11 protein-coding genes, 2 tRNA genes and 3 rRNA genes are annotated in these 16,087 nt (G+C 56.0%); 8 read left to right on the plus strand and 8 right to left on the minus strand.

What is annotated here, in order from left to right:
- Window positions 1–24 precede the first annotated feature (24 nt).
- The 6 genes from coq7 to hemJ form a co-directional block, all read right to left on the minus strand.
- The gene (gene coq7, locus AB4O36_RS28785) at window positions 25–672 is read right to left on the minus strand and encodes a 2-polyprenyl-3-methyl-6-methoxy-1,4-benzoquinone monooxygenase (RefSeq protein ID WP_460140811.1); all 648 of its coding nucleotides are present in this window, start codon (window positions 670–672) and stop codon (window positions 25–27) included.
- 207 nt (window positions 673–879) lie between these two features.
- The gene (locus tag AB4O36_RS28790) at window positions 880–1,218 is read right to left on the minus strand and encodes a histidine triad nucleotide-binding protein (RefSeq protein WP_017128660.1); all 339 of its coding nucleotides are present in this window, start codon (window positions 1,216–1,218) and stop codon (window positions 880–882) included.
- 79 nt (window positions 1,219–1,297) lie between these two features.
- The gene (locus AB4O36_RS28795; RefSeq protein WP_460120387.1) at window positions 1,298–2,086 is read right to left on the minus strand and encodes an SDR family NAD(P)-dependent oxidoreductase; all 789 of its coding nucleotides are present in this window, start codon (window positions 2,084–2,086) and stop codon (window positions 1,298–1,300) included.
- A 61-nt stretch (window positions 2,087–2,147) separates the two neighbouring features.
- Complete coding sequence (locus AB4O36_RS28800) at window positions 2,148–3,113, minus strand: DUF805 domain-containing protein (RefSeq protein WP_460120389.1); 966 nt, start codon at window positions 3,111–3,113, stop codon at window positions 2,148–2,150.
- A gap of 91 nt (window positions 3,114–3,204) precedes the next feature.
- Complete coding sequence (locus tag AB4O36_RS28805; RefSeq protein ID WP_460140812.1) at window positions 3,205–4,173, minus strand: NAD(P)H-dependent flavin oxidoreductase; 969 nt, start codon at window positions 4,171–4,173, stop codon at window positions 3,205–3,207.
- 29 nt (window positions 4,174–4,202) lie between these two features.
- Complete coding sequence (hemJ, locus tag AB4O36_RS28810) at window positions 4,203–4,631, minus strand: protoporphyrinogen oxidase HemJ (RefSeq protein WP_460140813.1); 429 nt, start codon at window positions 4,629–4,631, stop codon at window positions 4,203–4,205.
- Between the two features lie 135 nt (window positions 4,632–4,766).
- Between hemJ and argC the strand changes: the two genes are divergently transcribed.
- Both argC and erpA read left to right on the plus strand, forming a co-directional pair.
- Entirely contained in the window at window positions 4,767–5,801 is a 1,035-nt protein-coding gene (gene argC, locus AB4O36_RS28815) for an N-acetyl-gamma-glutamyl-phosphate reductase (RefSeq protein WP_460140814.1), read from the plus strand.
- Between the two features lie 161 nt (window positions 5,802–5,962).
- Entirely contained in the window at window positions 5,963–6,313 is a 351-nt protein-coding gene (gene erpA, locus AB4O36_RS28820; RefSeq protein WP_007906865.1) for an iron-sulfur cluster insertion protein ErpA, read from the plus strand.
- A 66-nt stretch (window positions 6,314–6,379) separates the two neighbouring features.
- Here erpA and AB4O36_RS28825 read toward each other — a convergent pair whose 3' ends face one another.
- Together AB4O36_RS28825 and AB4O36_RS28830 are read right to left on the minus strand one after the other, a co-directional pair.
- On the minus strand, window positions 6,380–7,471 hold the full coding sequence (locus AB4O36_RS28825; RefSeq protein ID WP_460140815.1) for an anhydro-N-acetylmuramic acid kinase: 1,092 nt from the start codon (window positions 7,469–7,471) through the stop codon (window positions 6,380–6,382).
- A gap of 3 nt (window positions 7,472–7,474) precedes the next feature.
- The gene (locus tag AB4O36_RS28830; RefSeq protein WP_460140816.1) at window positions 7,475–8,884 is read right to left on the minus strand and encodes a peptidoglycan DD-metalloendopeptidase family protein; all 1,410 of its coding nucleotides are present in this window, start codon (window positions 8,882–8,884) and stop codon (window positions 7,475–7,477) included.
- Window positions 8,885–9,095: 211 nt separating this feature from the next.
- Between AB4O36_RS28830 and tyrS the strand changes: the two genes are divergently transcribed.
- The 6 genes from tyrS (at window position 9,096) to rrf (ending at window position 16,047) form a co-directional block, all read left to right on the plus strand.
- Window positions 9,096–10,295, plus strand: a complete 1,200-nt coding sequence (tyrS, locus tag AB4O36_RS28835; protein WP_460126881.1) for a tyrosine--tRNA ligase — start codon at window positions 9,096–9,098, stop codon at window positions 10,293–10,295.
- Window positions 10,296–10,846: 551 nt separating this feature from the next.
- A 16S ribosomal RNA gene (locus AB4O36_RS28840) occupies window positions 10,847–12,383 on the plus strand.
- A gap of 80 nt (window positions 12,384–12,463) precedes the next feature.
- Window positions 12,464–12,540 (plus strand) — tRNA-Ile (locus AB4O36_RS28845).
- 30 nt (window positions 12,541–12,570) lie between these two features.
- Window positions 12,571–12,646: transfer RNA gene (locus AB4O36_RS28850), tRNA-Ala, on the plus strand.
- A gap of 245 nt (window positions 12,647–12,891) precedes the next feature.
- Window positions 12,892–15,785: ribosomal RNA gene (locus tag AB4O36_RS28855) — 23S ribosomal RNA — on the plus strand.
- A 146-nt stretch (window positions 15,786–15,931) separates the two neighbouring features.
- Window positions 15,932–16,047: ribosomal RNA gene (gene rrf / locus AB4O36_RS28860) — 5S ribosomal RNA — on the plus strand.
- The 16S, 23S and 5S rRNA genes sit together here with 2 tRNA genes alongside, the layout of an rRNA operon.
- Window positions 16,048–16,087 lie beyond the last annotated feature (40 nt).

The following is a 16,087-nucleotide window of genomic DNA, read 5'->3' on the forward strand; positions in this document are numbered from 1 at the left end:
AGGCCCGCCCAGTCAACCTAAACCTCAAATTCGATAAGTACTCTTGGTCATCACCTTGGCCAACAAACTCATCCCGAACTTCACCGGCGCCGGAAAACGGAAACCACCCGCTTCCAGAGCACTCTCGGCATGATGCTCCTCATCGATACGCATCTGCTCGAGAATCGCCCGGGACTTCTCATCTTCTGCCGGCAACTGTTCCAGGTGCTCGTTCAAATGCTTGCACACCTGATGTTCGGTGGCGGCAACGAAACCCAGGCTGACTTTGTCGCTGATCAGCCCGGCCACCGCACCAATCCCGAACGACATGCCATAGAACAGTGGATTGAGAATACTGGTATGGCTGCCCAACTGATGAATGCGTTGTTCGCACCACACCAGATGGTCGATTTCTTCCTCGGCAGCATGCTCCATGGCAGCGCGAACCTGCGGCAGCTTGGCCGTCAGCGCTTGCCCCTGGTATAGCGCCTGGGCGCACACTTCGCCGGTATGGTTGATACGCATCAGGCCGGCGACATGCCGGGTGTCTTCGTCGCTCATTTGCGCTTCCGGCTGCACGATGGCGGGCGACGGACGGTACGGCTGGCCGCTGAAAGGCAGCAGGGTACGCATGGCGGCATCGGCTTGCAGCAGTAGACGATCAATGGGCGAGTAGTGACGTTGGGTAGTCATGCTGACCTCCGGGAAGAATCTCGGCGCCAGTTTAACCCAATCGGCCGGGGAAGGTTTGCGCTGGGTCATTGCACGACGGTTTCGTCTGTATCTGTAGGAGCCAGCTTGCTGGCGATGGTGGTTCAGGCGACGCGGGCTGTCTGGCATCCCGTATATCGTTCTCGACCATCGCCAGCAAGCTGGCTCCTACAGACAGGCGAGGAGCAATCAGCCCGGTGGCCAGTTCATCTGGCGTTGACCCAGGACGTGCATGTGAATGTGGTAGACGGTCTGCCCACCCAATTCGTTGCAGTTCATCACTACGCGGAAACCCTCTTCACAGCCCAGCTCCAGCGCCAGGCGCTGGGCAGTGAACAGAATATGCCCTGCCAGTGCCTTGTCGTCCTCGGTGAGGTCGTTGAGGGTGCGCACGGGTTTCTTCGGGATCACCAGAAAATGTACCGGCGCTTGTGGGGCGATATCGTGGAAGGCCAGTACCTGGTCGTCCTCGTAGATAATCTTCGCCGGGATTTCCCGGTTGATGATCTTGGTGAACAGAGTATCCACAGCTGTTTTCTCCGTTGTTTGGGCTGGCCTGAGTGTACCCATGGGGATTGTTCGAGCCCAGCCTTTTGCCTTGCGGCCGTCAGCGTGGGCAGTAAGCCTTGTTGACCATGCCAGTGATTGTCCGATTCAACCAGCGCGTCCCGAGCCGCGACAGACAGGCGACCCAGCGGTTGCGGCGACCGGGAATAATGATGGCGCGGTTTTTTTCCAGGGCGCGCACGGTGTAGAGAGCGACCTCCTCGGGGCTCATCAGCAGATTGCTGTTGGCCAATTTGTCGGTGTCCATCTGTGCTGTGCGGTAGAACGCGGTGCGGGTGGGGCCCGGACAGAGCACCGAAACCTTGACTGCGCACTTCTTCAGCTCGACGCGCAGCCCTTCGGAGAAATGCAGCACGTAGGCCTTGCTGGCGTAATAGGTGCTCATCCAGGGACCGGGATGGAAAGCTGCGAGCGATGCGACGTTGAGGATCTGTCCGCCCCCATGCAGCGCCATGCTGTTGCCGATGGCGTGGCAAAGGCGGGTGAGGGCGAGAATGTTCACTTCGATCAGGTCCTGCTCGGTCATCCAGTCTTGCGCGAGGAATGGGCCACAGGTGCCGATGCCGGCGCAGTTGACCAGCAAGTCGATTTGCCGATCGCTTTCTTCCAGCTCCAGCAGGAACCCGGACAGCCTCAGCGGCTCGCCCAGGTCGCAGGCTCGGAACAACACTTCCACGCCAAATCGCTGCGTCAGTTCAATGGCGATGCTTTCCAGCTGATCACGTTGTCGTGCCACCAGAATCAAGCTGCGGCCACGGCGAGCCAGCGCCTCGGCCATCGCCAGGCCGATGCCACTGGAAGCGCCGGTGATCAGTGCGTAACGGGTCATTCAGTTCTCCATCGCAGCAGCTGCGCGCCGCGACGCAGGTGTCACGAGCGGGGAGCGCCGTTCATTCTTTGGCAGATTCTACAGGGGCCGGGACTTGTTCGGTTTCTTCGTCTGCGGTATCCGGCATTTCGATGGCCTGGGCCGGCTCGACTTCCACTTCGTCGATCACACTGCTGTCGTAGCTGGCTTCGGCGGCACTTTCGTATTGTTGCTGCAGCGTACTGAAGCCGCCGGCCAGTGCACCAATGAAGACGACGGCAATCAGTACGAGCCACAACGATGAGAGGACTTTGACGGCGGTGCTGTTGGGCGGAGGCGGAGGGCCGTAGCGGTTGACTGCCTGGTTGCCCGGCACGCACATGATCACGAACGGAAAGACGCTGCCTACGATTGGAACGAGGTGCAACAACCAGAGCCAGCCGGACCAGCCGATGTCGTGCAGACGCTGAACGCAGATCTGGATGCTGACGAGCCCAATGGCCAGGCACAGGAAGAACGCCAGTAGCCCGCCAAGAATCAACCCGGCAGATGAGTCGCTGCTGATCAGCCCGATGGCGAAAACAGCTGCGGTCGTGCCGGCGCCGATGACCACGAGGATCAGGACCATGGTCCAGGCCAGGTACCGCAGGCGGCCGATGCGTCCTGCGAAGCTGAAGGGTTTGAGCTCGGCAAACTCTGGGAGCTTATCGCCAACGCTGGCGCGGGGCGGGGCATAGGGCGACTCGGGGTCAGCGAATGCGGGCGCCTTGCTGGCAGGCGCATGTTGAATGTCGGCCAGGCTCAACTCAATCGCAGGTTCGGCTTCAATCCGGGCATCGATCCCGGTTTTGGCCAGCGCCTCCAGGTAGGTTTGCGCTTGCTCCTGTGACAGGCCCTGTTTGAGGGTCACCGCCTGCCCGGTGAATAGCCGTTCCACTGCCGCAACATCACTTTTGTACAACGCCGCCAGGTTGAGTTTGGCCGTGGTGATTTCGACACCCGGTCGTAGCGCGCCGTTGAAAACGATCTTGAAACGGTTGTCACTCATTGCGAGGCATCCTTGTCGCGAGGTTTTGAATAGTGGGGGGTATGCGTCGCAAGTTTACGGCCAGCCGGGGATGACTGGCCAAGTTTTCCGCTTAGCGTGGCCAGCGTGTCGCAAGCTGTGCCGAAAGCTCAAGGGCCTTGCGGTACTCCGCGTCCAGCCGTGCGACCAGTTGATCTACGCCAGGCACGTCGCTGATCCCGCCAACTCCCTGTCCGGCGGACCAGACAGTTTTCCAGGCCTTGGCCTCGTCGCTTATGGGTTTGAGCTTGGAACCGAAATTGACGTCTCCCTTGTTTTGCAGCGCCGTCATGTCGAAACCGGCGGCTTCCAGGCTTTGCCGCATGAAGCTTGCAGGCACACCCGACACCGCAGGCGTATGAATGATGTCCGCGGCGCGGGACGCCAGAAGCATGTCTTTATAGGCGTCAGGTGCATGACTTTCGGTGGTGCCGATAAAGCGCGTACCAAAGTAGGCCAGATCCGCGCCGAGCAATTGCGCGGCGAGAATCTCGTGTCCATGGTTCAAGCAGCCGGCGAGCAATAGTGTTTTGTCGAAGAACTGACGGATTTCGGCGACCAGCGAAAACGGGCTCCAGGTGCCGGCATGGCCTCCAGCGCCCGCCGCGACAGCGATCAAACCGTCGACGCCGGCCTCGGCGGCTTTCTCGGCATGCCGACGCGTCGTTACGTCATGGAAAACCAGTCCGCCATAGCTGTGAACCGCATCGACCAGCTCTTTCACCGCGCCAAGGCTGGTGATCACAATCGGCACTTTGTGCTCGATGCAGATTTGCAGGTCCGCTTGCAGTCGTGGATTGCTGTTGTGGACGATCAGGTTCACCGCATAGGGTGCGGGATTCTCCAATGTCGCCAGGCCGGTTTCGATTTCTTCCAGCCAGGCCTCAAATCCGCTGCTCTCGCGCTGGTTCAGCGCAGGAAAGCTGCCGACAACGCCGTTGCGACAGCAGGCGAGTACCAATTGAGGATTGGAAATCAGAAACATCGGCGCCGCCACGACGGGCAGGCGCAGGCGTTGTTCGAGCAAGGCAGGCAGCGACATTGGCAGTACCCCGGGGTGGCTGATTAAAGTTAGAACGGTCGAACGACGACCAGAATTACGATAGCCAGCAATAGCAGAACCGGCACTTCATTGAACCAGCGATAAAAGACATGGCTGCGGGTGTTCTCGCCACGGGCAAAGCGTTTCACCTGCGCGCCGCACATGTGATGGTAGCCAATAAGGATCACCACCAGCGTCAACTTGGCGTGAATCCAGCCGCCTTGACTGAAGATGCTCGGGTTCAGGCCAATCAGCGCGATGCCGAAGATCAGCGTGGCAATCATCGCCGGCCCCATGATGCCGCGGTACAGCTTGCGCTCCATGACGCTGAAGCGTTCCTGGCTAATGGCGTCTGCGCTTTGCGCGTGATAGACGAACAGGCGCGGCAGGTAAAACAGGCCGGCAAACCAGCAGACCATGCTGACGATATGAAGCGCTTTGAGCCACAGATAAAGCATTTTTGATTATTCCCAGGTTCACGGTAGCCCGAATAGTAGAGGCTTGAGCGCCCGCACGTCACCTTGACGGTTGTCGCAGGCGCTCGCCGCCCCTATCATCGACGGCTTTCCAGTGGGTTCGTTGAGGGCAGTTTTATGGTCAAGGTCGGTATCGTCGGCGGCACGGGTTACACCGGTGTCGAACTGCTGCGTCTGTTGGCACAGCATCCGCAAGCTGAAGTGGTCGTCATCACTTCCCGATCCGAGGCCGGCCTGGCCGTGGCAGATATGTATCCCAATCTGCGCGGTCATTACGACGGCCTGGCATTCAGCGTTCCGGACGTGAAGACCTTGGGCGCCTGCGATGTGGTGTTTTTCGCCACGCCTCATGGGGTGGCCCATGCACTGGCCGGCGAGCTGTTGGCGGCCGGGACCAAGGTTATCGACCTGTCGGCGGACTTCCGTCTGCAGGACGCTGACGAGTGGGCCAAGTGGTACGGCCAGCCGCATGGCGCCCCGCAACTGCTGGAAGAGGCCGTCTATGGCTTGCCGGAAGTCAATCGCGAGCAGATCAAGCACACTCGTTTGATCGCCGTGCCGGGTTGCTATCCAACCGCCACCCAATTGGGTTTCCTGCCATTGCTTGAAGCTGGCCTGGTCGATACCACGCGCTTGATCGCGGACTGCAAATCCGGCGTCAGTGGTGCCGGTCGTGGTGCTTCGGTAGGTTCGCTGTATTCCGAAACGTCGGAAAGCATGAAGGCGTACGCCGTCAAAGGTCACCGTCACCTGCCCGAGATTCGCCAGGGCCTGCGGCGTGCAGCGGGTAAGGACGTCGGTCTGACCTTCGTGCCTCACCTGACTCCGATGATCCGTGGCATTCACTCGACGCTTTACGCGACAGTGGTTGACCGCTCGGTGGATTTGCAGGCGTTGTATGAAAAACGTTATGCCAATGAACCTTTCGTTGATGTGATGCCGGCGGGCAGCCACCCGGAAACCCGCAGCGTGCGCGGCGCCAACGTTTGCCGTATCGCTGTGCATCGTCCGCAGGACGGTGACCTGGTGGTGGTGTTGTCGGTGATCGACAACCTGGTCAAGGGCGCGTCCGGTCAGGCGGTGCAAAACCTGAACATCCTGTTCGGTCTGGATGAGCGTCTGGGCTTGTCCCATGCAGGTATGTTGCCTTGACATCAGCCTCAAGCTGCAAGCTGCAAGTTGTCGGCGAGCAGCTTGAAGCTTGCAGCTCAAAGCTTGCCGCTGCTCCCCAAATAGTTGACCAATTTTCTCGGAGAAGCGGATAATGCGCGTCATCACGCATTATGGCGGCGTAACGTCGGGAGATAGTTAGCATGAGCGTCGAATCCTTCACCCCCACGGCTTTGCAATTCACCCACGGTGCCGCGCACAAGGTGAAGAGCCTGGTCGATGAAGAGGGGAATGATCGCTTGAAGCTGCGCGTATTCGTTACGGGCGGTGGTTGTTCAGGTTTCCAGTACGGCTTCACCTTCGATGAGGAAGTGGCCGATGATGACACCATCGTCGAGCGCGAGGGCGTGAGCCTGGTCGTTGACCCGATGAGCTTCCAGTACCTGGCAGGTGCCGAGGTGGATTACCAGGAAGGTTTGGAGGGTTCGCGTTTCGTCATCAAGAACCCGAATGCCACCACCACTTGTGGTTGCGGTTCTTCGTTCTCGATCTGATCGCATTTCAAGGCAGTATCCAGCGCCGCAAGACTTCCGGGTCCTGCGGCGTTTTGCTGTCTGGCTTCAGGCCGGGTAGATGGCGCCGAGTACCCGCAGGCCGCGAGCACCGGTGACGCTCGGGCGATTGGCCGCGATGCCTTCCAGGCAGCAATGGGCCAGCCAGGCGAAAGCCATGGCCTCGACCCAGTCCGGGTCAACCCCGTGCGTAGCGGTGCTGCTGACCGTTGCGTTCGGCAGCAGGCTGGCCAGGCGCGCCATAAGCTTAGCGTTGTGCGCGCCACCTCCGCACACCAGCAGCTCCCGGGTATCCGCTTGGGCGCTTTGCAGCGATTCAATGATGGTCAGCGCGGTCAGCTCCAGCAGCGTCGCCTGCACATCTTCAGCGGCAAACGGTGGCAGACCGGAAAGATGCTGTGTCAGCCATGGCAGGTTGAACACTTCGCGGCCGGTACTCTTAGGGCCTTTGGTCACGAAGAACGCGTCACTGAGCAGTGCTTTGAGCAGCACAGGTTTCACTTTGCCGCTGGCGGCCCATTGGCCGTTGCGGTCGAAGTTTTCCCCTCGTTGCTGGTGAATCCAGGCATCGAGCAGCACATTTCCAGGTCCGCAGTCGAAGCCGGCCACCGGTTTGCCGGGCTCGATCAGGCTGAGGTTGCTGAACCCGCCGATGTTGAGCACAGCACGATTGCCTGCCTGTTCTTCAAAGAGTGCTTCGTGAAATGCAGGAACCAGAGGTGCGCCTTGGCCGCCGGCCGCTACGTCTCGACTGCGAAAGTCGCTTACGACCGTAATGCCGGTCAGTTCTGTCAGCAGGGCAGGGTTGCCAATCTGGACGGTGAAGCCGCGTGCCGGCTCGTGGCGGATGGTCTGGCCATGGCTGCCAATCGCCAGGATGTCCTGGGCTTTCAGGTTGTGTTGATTCAGAAGGGCATGAATGCCATCTGCCGCGAGCTTCACCCAGTGCTGTTCGGCAATGGCTGAGCGGGCAATCTCGTCAGGCCCGCTGGCGCACAAACCCAGCAACTCGGCGCGCAGGGATTCAGGCATCGGAGTGTAATGCGTGGCGATCAGCTTGATCGCCCCATTCAGTTCGATCAGCGCAATGTCCAGGCCATCGAGGCTGGTCCCGGACATCACACCTATATAGAGCGGCATTGCTTAGCGCTTCGAAGCCAGCATGGTGGCTTTCTCTTGATCCATGCGCGCCATCAGTGGCTGGCTTTGGGCGAGGAAGCGCGAGCGCTCGCCCTTGGAGATGGGGTCGGCCATCGCGAGTTTCTGGCTCAGCGGGTCTACGTGTACGCCGTTGACCTGGAACTCGTAATGCAAATGTGGACCGGTGGAAAGACCGGTGGTGCCGATGTAGCCAATGACCTGACCCTGCTTGACGGAGCTGCCGGTCTGTACGCCTTTGGCGAAACCCTGCATGTGTCCGTATAGCGTGCGGTAGGTGTTGCCATGCTGAATGATCACGGTGTTGCCGTAACCGCCACGACGGCCGGCCAGCAATACCTTGCCGTCTCCCGCTGCCTTGATTGGCGTGCCGCGCGGTGCAGCATAGTCAACGCCTTTGTGGGCGCGGATCTTGTTCAGGATCGGATGCTTGCGTCCCATGGAGAATTTCGAACTGATGCGGGCGAAGTCTACCGGCGTGCGGATGAACGCCTTGCGCATGCTGTTGCCGTCAGCTGTGTAGTAGCTGCTGTTGCCTTGTTTATTGGTGTAGCGAACGGCAGTGTAAGTCTTGCCGCGGTTTGTGAAGCGCGCGGAGAGGATCGGCCCGTTGCCAATCGACTTGCCATTGACGACTTTCTGTTCGTAGATCACGTCGAACTCATCGCCCTGGCGAATATCCTGGGCGAAGTCGATGTCGTAGCCGAAGACGCTGGCCATGTCCATGGTCAGGCTATGCGACAAGCCGGCCCGTGCAGCCGATTGCGACAGCGAGCTGTTGATCACGCCATGAGCGTAGGCCGAGCGCACAGTTGGCTTGGTAGTGATGCGGTTGAAGACATAGCCCTTGTCATTTTTGGTCAGGGTAATGCTTTCCAGGTCGCTGACCTTGCTGTGCAGGTTGGTCAGCTGGCCTTGCGGGTTGAGTTCGAATTCGAGCTTCTGGCCGTGCTTGAGCTGGCTGAACTGCTTGGCCTGTTTGTCGCTGGCGAGCACTTCATGCACTGCGGTGGCAGGGAGGCCGACCTTTTCGAACAGAGTCGAAAGCGTGTCGCCTTTTGCGACGATCACTTCCCGATGGTTCGGGTTTTTGATCTCTTCAGTTGCAGGTGCGGCCTGAGCTGTTTCCTGAACCTCTTCGGTGCCGTTATCGATCTGGGCGAAAGGAGAAGTTACCGCCTCATTTGTGGCTTGAGCTGCATCGGCAGCGTCTTGATCTTGTGTCAGTTGTTCAGCAGGGCTTTCCAGTTCAAGACTCAAGGTTGTCTTTTTGGCTTCTACATCACTGGAAGGGAATACCAGAAGCGCCAGGCTCAAGAGGGCAGCGATGCCGCTTGCTGCGAGCAGATGGGTCTTCGGGTAAAGCGGCGGCGCTTTAGACGATTCGTTGGTCATAAGTAGTTTTGACTTTGAAAAAGATGAATTGGAAAAGATGAATGACATGATGAAGATGAAATAACTGTATAAAATATAACCAAATCATCTGTGAAGCAAGTCTGCGGACGTTCTGCCGGTGGATTGGCGTCATTGCGCTGGCCAAATTTTGTATTTGACGCGTGATCTTGTATGGTTGGTTCCCTTTGAATTCGAGCCTTGCGGGTCTGTTATGAAGTCGGTTGAAGAGCAGCTAGCGCTGATCAAACGTGGTGCAGAAGAATTGTTGGTCGAGTCCGAGCTGGTAGAAAAGCTCAAGCGCGGCCAGCCACTCCGTATTAAGGCTGGCTTCGATCCGACTGCGCCGGATTTGCACCTGGGACACACCGTGCTTATTAATAAGCTGCGCCAGTTCCAGGAGCTGGGGCATCAGGTGATCTTCCTTATTGGTGACTTCACCGGGATGATCGGTGATCCGAGTGGCAAAAGTGCCACGCGTCCTCCGCTGACTCGCGAGCAGGTTCTCGAGAACGCCGAGACCTACAAGACTCAAGTGTTCAAGATTCTCGATCCGGCTAAAACCGAAGTAGCCTTCAACTCCACCTGGATGGATCAGATGGGGCCAGCGGACTTCATACGGCTGACCTCGCAATACACCGTCGCTCGCATGCTTGAGCGTGACGACTTCGACAAGCGCTATACGACCAATCAGCCCATCGCCATCCATGAGTTCCTTTATCCGCTTGTCCAGGGTTATGACTCGGTTGCCCTGCGCGCGGATGTCGAACTGGGTGGCACCGACCAGAAATTCAATTTGCTGATGGGGCGCGAATTGCAGCGTGGTTATGGTCAGGAGCCCCAGTGCATTCTGACTATGCCGCTGCTCGAAGGTCTGGATGGCGTGAAAAAGATGTCCAAGTCCTTGGGCAACTACGTCGGTATTCAGGAAGCGCCGGGCGTGATGTACAGCAAGCTGGTTTCCATTCCGGATGCACTGATGTGGCGTTACTTCGAGCTGCTCAGCTTTCGGTCCATGGACGAGATCAATGCGTTTCGTGCCGAGGTCGAGGCGGGTGCCAACCCGCGTGACATCAAGATCAAGTTGGCCGAAGAAATCGTTGCGCGCTTCCATGGGGAAGAGGCTGCGGCGAATGCGCATCGCGGTGCTGGCAACCGTATGAAGGATGGCGAGCTGCCGGATGATCTGCCGGAAATCGAACTGTCTGCTGCTGAGGATATGCCGATCGCTGCTGTGCTTAATAAAGCAGGCCTGGTGAAGAACTCGGCTGTTGCGCGTGACCTGCTCAATTCCGGTGGTGTGCGTGTGGATGGTGAGGTTGTCGATCGCACCTTTATATATGCACTGGGTGCCACTCACGTTTGCCAGGCAGGCAAGAAGGCATTTGCGCGTATTTCGCTCAAATCCGAATAAAGCTGAAATTAGGGGTTGACGGCGAATTTCAGGAGTCTATAATTCGCCCCACTTCCGGCGCAGTCGAAACGGAAAACTCCTTGGTAAACAACGAGTTACGCGGTTTTCGGCAGTGTTCAGCTTCAGGTCATCGAAGCCTGGAAGGAGTCGGTCAGGCAGGAAGTTGTCGCTTGATAGGCGGTTCGATCTTCTCGGTCGAAAGCGGTGAAAAAGAGGTGTTGACAGCAGCGTGTAACGCTGTAGAATTCGCCTCCCGCTGACGAGAGATCGGAAGCGCAAGTGGTTGAAGTTGCAGAGGAAACTTTGAAAACTTCTTAAAATAACCGCTTGACAGATACAGCAGGCGCTGTAGAATGCGCGTCTCGGTTGAGACGAAAGCTCTTAACCAACCGCTCTTTAACAACTGAATCAAGCAATTCGTGTGGGTGCTTGTGGAGTCAGACTGCTAGTCAACAGATTATCAGCATCACAAGTTACTCCGCGAGAAATCAAAGATGTAACCAACGATTGCTGAGCCAAGTTTAGGGTTTTCTCAAAACCCAAAGATGTTTGAACTGAAGAGTTTGATCATGGCTCAGATTGAACGCTGGCGGCAGGCCTAACACATGCAAGTCGAGCGGTAGAGAGAAGCTTGCTTCTCTTGAGAGCGGCGGACGGGTGAGTAATGCCTAGGAATCTGCCTGGTAGTGGGGGATAACGTCCGGAAACGGACGCTAATACCGCATACGTCCTACGGGAGAAAGCAGGGGACCTTCGGGCCTTGCGCTATCAGATGAGCCTAGGTCGGATTAGCTAGTTGGTGAGGTAATGGCTCACCAAGGCGACGATCCGTAACTGGTCTGAGAGGATGATCAGTCACACTGGAACTGAGACACGGTCCAGACTCCTACGGGAGGCAGCAGTGGGGAATATTGGACAATGGGCGAAAGCCTGATCCAGCCATGCCGCGTGTGTGAAGAAGGTCTTCGGATTGTAAAGCACTTTAAGTTGGGAGGAAGGGTTGTAGATTAATACTCTGCAATTTTGACGTTACCGACAGAATAAGCACCGGCTAACTCTGTGCCAGCAGCCGCGGTAATACAGAGGGTGCAAGCGTTAATCGGAATTACTGGGCGTAAAGCGCGCGTAGGTGGTTTGTTAAGTTGGATGTGAAAGCCCCGGGCTCAACCTGGGAACTGCATTCAAAACTGACAAGCTAGAGTATGGTAGAGGGTGGTGGAATTTCCTGTGTAGCGGTGAAATGCGTAGATATAGGAAGGAACACCAGTGGCGAAGGCGACCACCTGGACTGATACTGACACTGAGGTGCGAAAGCGTGGGGAGCAAACAGGATTAGATACCCTGGTAGTCCACGCCGTAAACGATGTCAACTAGCCGTTGGGGACCTTGAGTCTTTAGTGGCGCAGCTAACGCATTAAGTTGACCGCCTGGGGAGTACGGCCGCAAGGTTAAAACTCAAATGAATTGACGGGGGCCCGCACAAGCGGTGGAGCATGTGGTTTAATTCGAAGCAACGCGAAGAACCTTACCAGGCCTTGACATCCAATGAACTTTCCAGAGATGGATTGGTGCCTTCGGGAGCATTGAGACAGGTGCTGCATGGCTGTCGTCAGCTCGTGTCGTGAGATGTTGGGTTAAGTCCCGTAACGAGCGCAACCCTTGTCCTTAGTTACCAGCACGTTATGGTGGGCACTCTAAGGAGACTGCCGGTGACAAACCGGAGGAAGGTGGGGATGACGTCAAGTCATCATGGCCCTTACGGCCTGGGCTACACACGTGCTACAATGGTCGGTACAGAGGGTTGCCAAGCCGCGAGGTGGAGCTAATCCCACAAAACCGATCGTAGTCCGGATCGCAGTCTGCAACTCGACTGCGTGAAGTCGGAATCGCTAGTAATCGCGAATCAGAATGTCGCGGTGAATACGTTCCCGGGCCTTGTACACACCGCCCGTCACACCATGGGAGTGGGTTGCACCAGAAGTAGCTAGTCTAACCTTCGGGAGGACGGTTACCACGGTGTGATTCATGACTGGGGTGAAGTCGTAACAAGGTAGCCGTAGGGGAACCTGCGGCTGGATCACCTCCTTAATCGACGACTCAGTTGCTCCATGAGCTCCCACACGAATTGCTTGATTCATTGAAGAAGACGAAAGAAGCAGCCCGAAATTGGGTCTGTAGCTCAGTTGGTTAGAGCGCACCCCTGATAAGGGTGAGGTCGGCAGTTCGAATCTGCCCAGACCCACCAATTTTGTGTGGGAAACGCCTGTAGAAATACGGGGCCATAGCTCAGCTGGGAGAGCGCCTGCCTTGCACGCAGGAGGTCAACGGTTCGATCCCGTTTGGCTCCACCACTACTGCTTCTGTTTGTAAAAGCTTAGAAATGAGCATTCCATCGAACTGATGATGAATGTTGATTTCTAGTCTTTGACTAGTTCGTTCTTTAAAAATTTGGGTATGTGATAGAAAGATAGACTGAACGTTACTTTCACTGGTAACGGATCAGGCTAAGGTAAAATTTGTGAGTGACTCTTAAGAGTTTTGCGAATTTTCGGCGAATGTCGTCTTCACAGTATAACCAGATTGCTTGGGGTTATATGGTCAAGTGAAGAAGCGCATACGGTGGATGCCTTGGCAGTCAGAGGCGATGAAAGACGTGGTAGCCTGCGAAAAGCTTCGGGGAGTCGGCAAACAGACTTTGATCCGGAGATGTCTGAATGGGGGAACCCAGCCATCATAAGATGGTTATCTTAAGCTGAATACATAGGCTTAAGAGGCGAACCAGGGGAACTGAAACATCTAAGTACCCTGAGGAAAAGAAATCAACCGAGATTCCCTTAGTAGTGGCGAGCGAACGGGGACTAGCCCTTAAGTGGCTTTGAGATTAGCGGAACGCTCTGGAAAGTGCGGCCATAGTGGGTGATAGCCCTGTACGCGAAAGTCTCTTAGTCATGAAATCGAGTAGGACGGAGCACGAGAAACTTTGTCTGAATATGGGGGGACCATCCTCCAAGGCTAAATACTACTGACTGACCGATAGTGAACTAGTACCGTGAGGGAAAGGCGAAAAGAACCCCGGAGAGGGGAGTGAAATAGATCCTGAAACCGTATGCGTACAAGCAGTGGGAGCAGACTTTGTTCTGTGACTGCGTACCTTTTGTATAATGGGTCAGCGACTTATATTCAGTGGCGAGCTTAACCGAATAGGGGAGGCGTAGCGAAAGCGAGTCTTAATAGGGCGTTTAGTCGCTGGGTATAGACCCGAAACCGGGCGATCTATCCATGGGCAGGTTGAAGGTTAGGTAACACTGACTGGAGGACCGAACCGACTACCGTTGAAAAGTTAGCGGATGACCTGTGGATCGGAGTGAAAGGCTAATCAAGCTCGGAGATAGCTGGTTCTCCTCGAAAGCTATTTAGGTAGCGCCTCATGTATCACTGTAGGGGGTAGAGCACTGTTTCGGCTAGGGGGTCATCCCGACTTACCAAACCGATGCAAACTCCGAATACCTACAAGTGCCGAGCATGGGAGACACACGGCGGGTGCTAACGTCCGTCGTGAAAAGGGAAACAACCCAGACCGTCAGCTAAGGTCCCAAAGTTATGGTTAAGTGGGAAACGATGTGGGAAGGCTTAGACAGCTAGGAGGTTGGCTTAGAAGCAGCCACCCTTTAAAGAAAGCGTAATAGCTCACTAGTCGAGTCGGCCTGCGCGGAAGATGTAACGGGGCTCAAACCATACACCGAAGCTACGGGTATCATCTTCGGATGATGCGGTAGAGGAGCGTTCTGTAAGCCTGTGAAGGTGAGTTGAGAAGCTTGCTGGAGGTATCAGAAGTGCGAATGCTGACATGAGTAACGACAATGGGTGTGAAAAACACCCACGCCGAAAGACCAAGGTTTCCTGCGCAACGTTAATCGACGCAGGGTTAGTCGGTCCCTAAGGCGAGGCTGAAAAGCGTAGTCGATGGAAAACAGGTTAATATTCCTGTACTTCTGGTTATTGCGATGGAGGGACGGAGAAGGCTAGGCCAGCTTGGCGTTGGTTGTCCAAGTTTAAGGTGGTAGGCTGGAATCTTAGGTAAATCCGGGATTCTAAGGCCGAGAGCTGATGACGAGTGTTCTTTTAGAACACGAAGTGGTTGATGCCATGCTTCCAAGAAAAGCTTCTAAGCTTCAGGTAACCAGGAACCGTACCCCAAACCGACACAGGTGGTTGGGTAGAGAATACCAAGGCGCTTGAGAGAACTCGGGTGAAGGAACTAGGCAAAATGGCACCGTAACTTCGGGAGAAGGTGCGCCGGTGAGGGTGAAGGACTTGCTCCGTAAGCCCATGCCGGTCGAAGATACCAGGCCGCTGCGACTGTTTATTAAAAACACAGCACTCTGCAAACACGAAAGTGGACGTATAGGGTGTGACGCCTGCCCGGTGCCGGAAGGTTAATTGATGGGGTTAGCTAACGCGAAGCTCTTGATCGAAGCCCCGGTAAACGGCGGCCGTAACTATAACGGTCCTAAGGTAGCGAAATTCCTTGTCGGGTAAGTTCCGACCTGCACGAATGGCGTAACGATGGCGGCGCTGTCTCCACCCGAGACTCAGTGAAATTGAAATCGCTGTGAAGATGCAGTGTATCCGCGGCTAGACGGAAAGACCCCGTGAACCTTTACTATAGCTTTGCACTGGACTTTGAATTTGCTTGTGTAGGATAGGTGGGAGGCTTTGAAGCGTGGACGCCAGTTCGCGTGGAGCCATCCTTGAAATACCACCCTGGCAACTTTGAGGTTCTAACTCAGGTCCGTTATCCGGATCGAGGACAGTGTATGGTGGGTAGTTTGACTGGGGCGGTCTCCTCCTAAAGAGTAACGGAGGAGTACGAAGGTGCGCTCAGACCGGTCGGAAATCGGTCGTAGAGTATAAAGGCAAAAGCGCGCTTGACTGCGAGACAGACACGTCGAGCAGGTACGAAAGTAGGTCTTAGTGATCCGGTGGTTCTGTATGGAAGGGCCATCGCTCAACGGATAAAAGGTACTCCGGGGATAACAGGCTGATACCGCCCAAGAGTTCATATCGACGGCGGTGTTTGGCACCTCGATGTCGGCTCATCACATCCTGGGGCTGAAGCCGGTCCCAAGGGTATGGCTGTTCGCCATTTAAAGTGGTACGCGAGCTGGGTTTAGAACGTCGTGAGACAGTTCGGTCCCTATCTGCCGTGGACGTTTGAGATTTGAGAGGGGCTGCTCCTAGTACGAGAGGACCGGAGTGGACGAACCTCTGGTGTTCCGGTTGTCACGCCAGTGGCATTGCCGGGTAGCTATGTTCGGGAAAGATAACCGCTGAAAGCATCTAAGCGGGAAACTTGCCTCAAGATGAGATCTCACTGGAACCTTGAGTTCCCTGAAGGGCCGTCGAAGACTACGACGTTGATAGGTTGGGTGTGTAAGCGCTGTGAGGCGTTGAGCTAACCAATACTAATTGCCCGTGAGGCTTGACCATATAACACCCAAGCAATTTGAGTCGAAAGGCCAGATTGCGGTGTTGTGAAGACGAAACGAACCGAAAGTTTGCAGCTCACAAAGCACCGAAAGCCATCACATACCCGATTCGCTGGAATGTCGAAAGACACGTCAGCTCAAGAATTTCTTGACGACCATAGAGCATTGGAACCACCTGATCCCATCCCGAACTCAGCAGTGAAACGATGCATCGCCGATGGTAGTGTGGGGTTTCCCCATGTGAGAGTAGGTCATCGTCAAGATTAAATTCCGAAACCCCAATTGCGAAAGCAGTTGGGGTTT

The organism is Pseudomonas sp. S2_E01 (assembly GCF_054668365.1).

Excerpts from the sequence above, each read along its gene's own strand:
- erpA (WP_007906865.1), top strand. The coding sequence starts at position 5,963 with ATGAGCGTCGAATCCTTCACCCCCACGGCTTTGCAATTCACCCACGGT.
- AB4O36_RS28825 (WP_460140815.1), bottom strand. The coding sequence starts at position 7,471 with ATGCCGCTCTATATAGGTGTGATGTCCGGGACCAGCCTCGATGGCCTG.
- argC (WP_460140814.1), top strand. The coding sequence starts at position 4,767 with ATGGTCAAGGTCGGTATCGTCGGCGGCACGGGTTACACCGGTGTCGAA.
- AB4O36_RS28805 (WP_460140812.1), bottom strand. The coding sequence starts at position 4,173 with ATGTCGCTGCCTGCCTTGCTCGAACAACGCCTGCGCCTGCCCGTCGTG.
- coq7 (WP_460140811.1), bottom strand. The coding sequence starts at position 672 with ATGACTACCCAACGTCACTACTCGCCCATTGATCGTCTACTGCTGCAA.
- tyrS (WP_460126881.1), top strand. The coding sequence starts at position 9,096 with ATGAAGTCGGTTGAAGAGCAGCTAGCGCTGATCAAACGTGGTGCAGAA.
- AB4O36_RS28800 (WP_460120389.1), bottom strand. The coding sequence starts at position 3,113 with ATGAGTGACAACCGTTTCAAGATCGTTTTCAACGGCGCGCTACGACCG.
- AB4O36_RS28795 (WP_460120387.1), bottom strand. The coding sequence starts at position 2,086 with ATGACCCGTTACGCACTGATCACCGGCGCTTCCAGTGGCATCGGCCTG.
- AB4O36_RS28830 (WP_460140816.1), bottom strand. The coding sequence starts at position 8,884 with ATGACCAACGAATCGTCTAAAGCGCCGCCGCTTTACCCGAAGACCCAT.
- hemJ (WP_460140813.1), bottom strand. The coding sequence starts at position 4,631 with ATGCTTTATCTGTGGCTCAAAGCGCTTCATATCGTCAGCATGGTCTGC.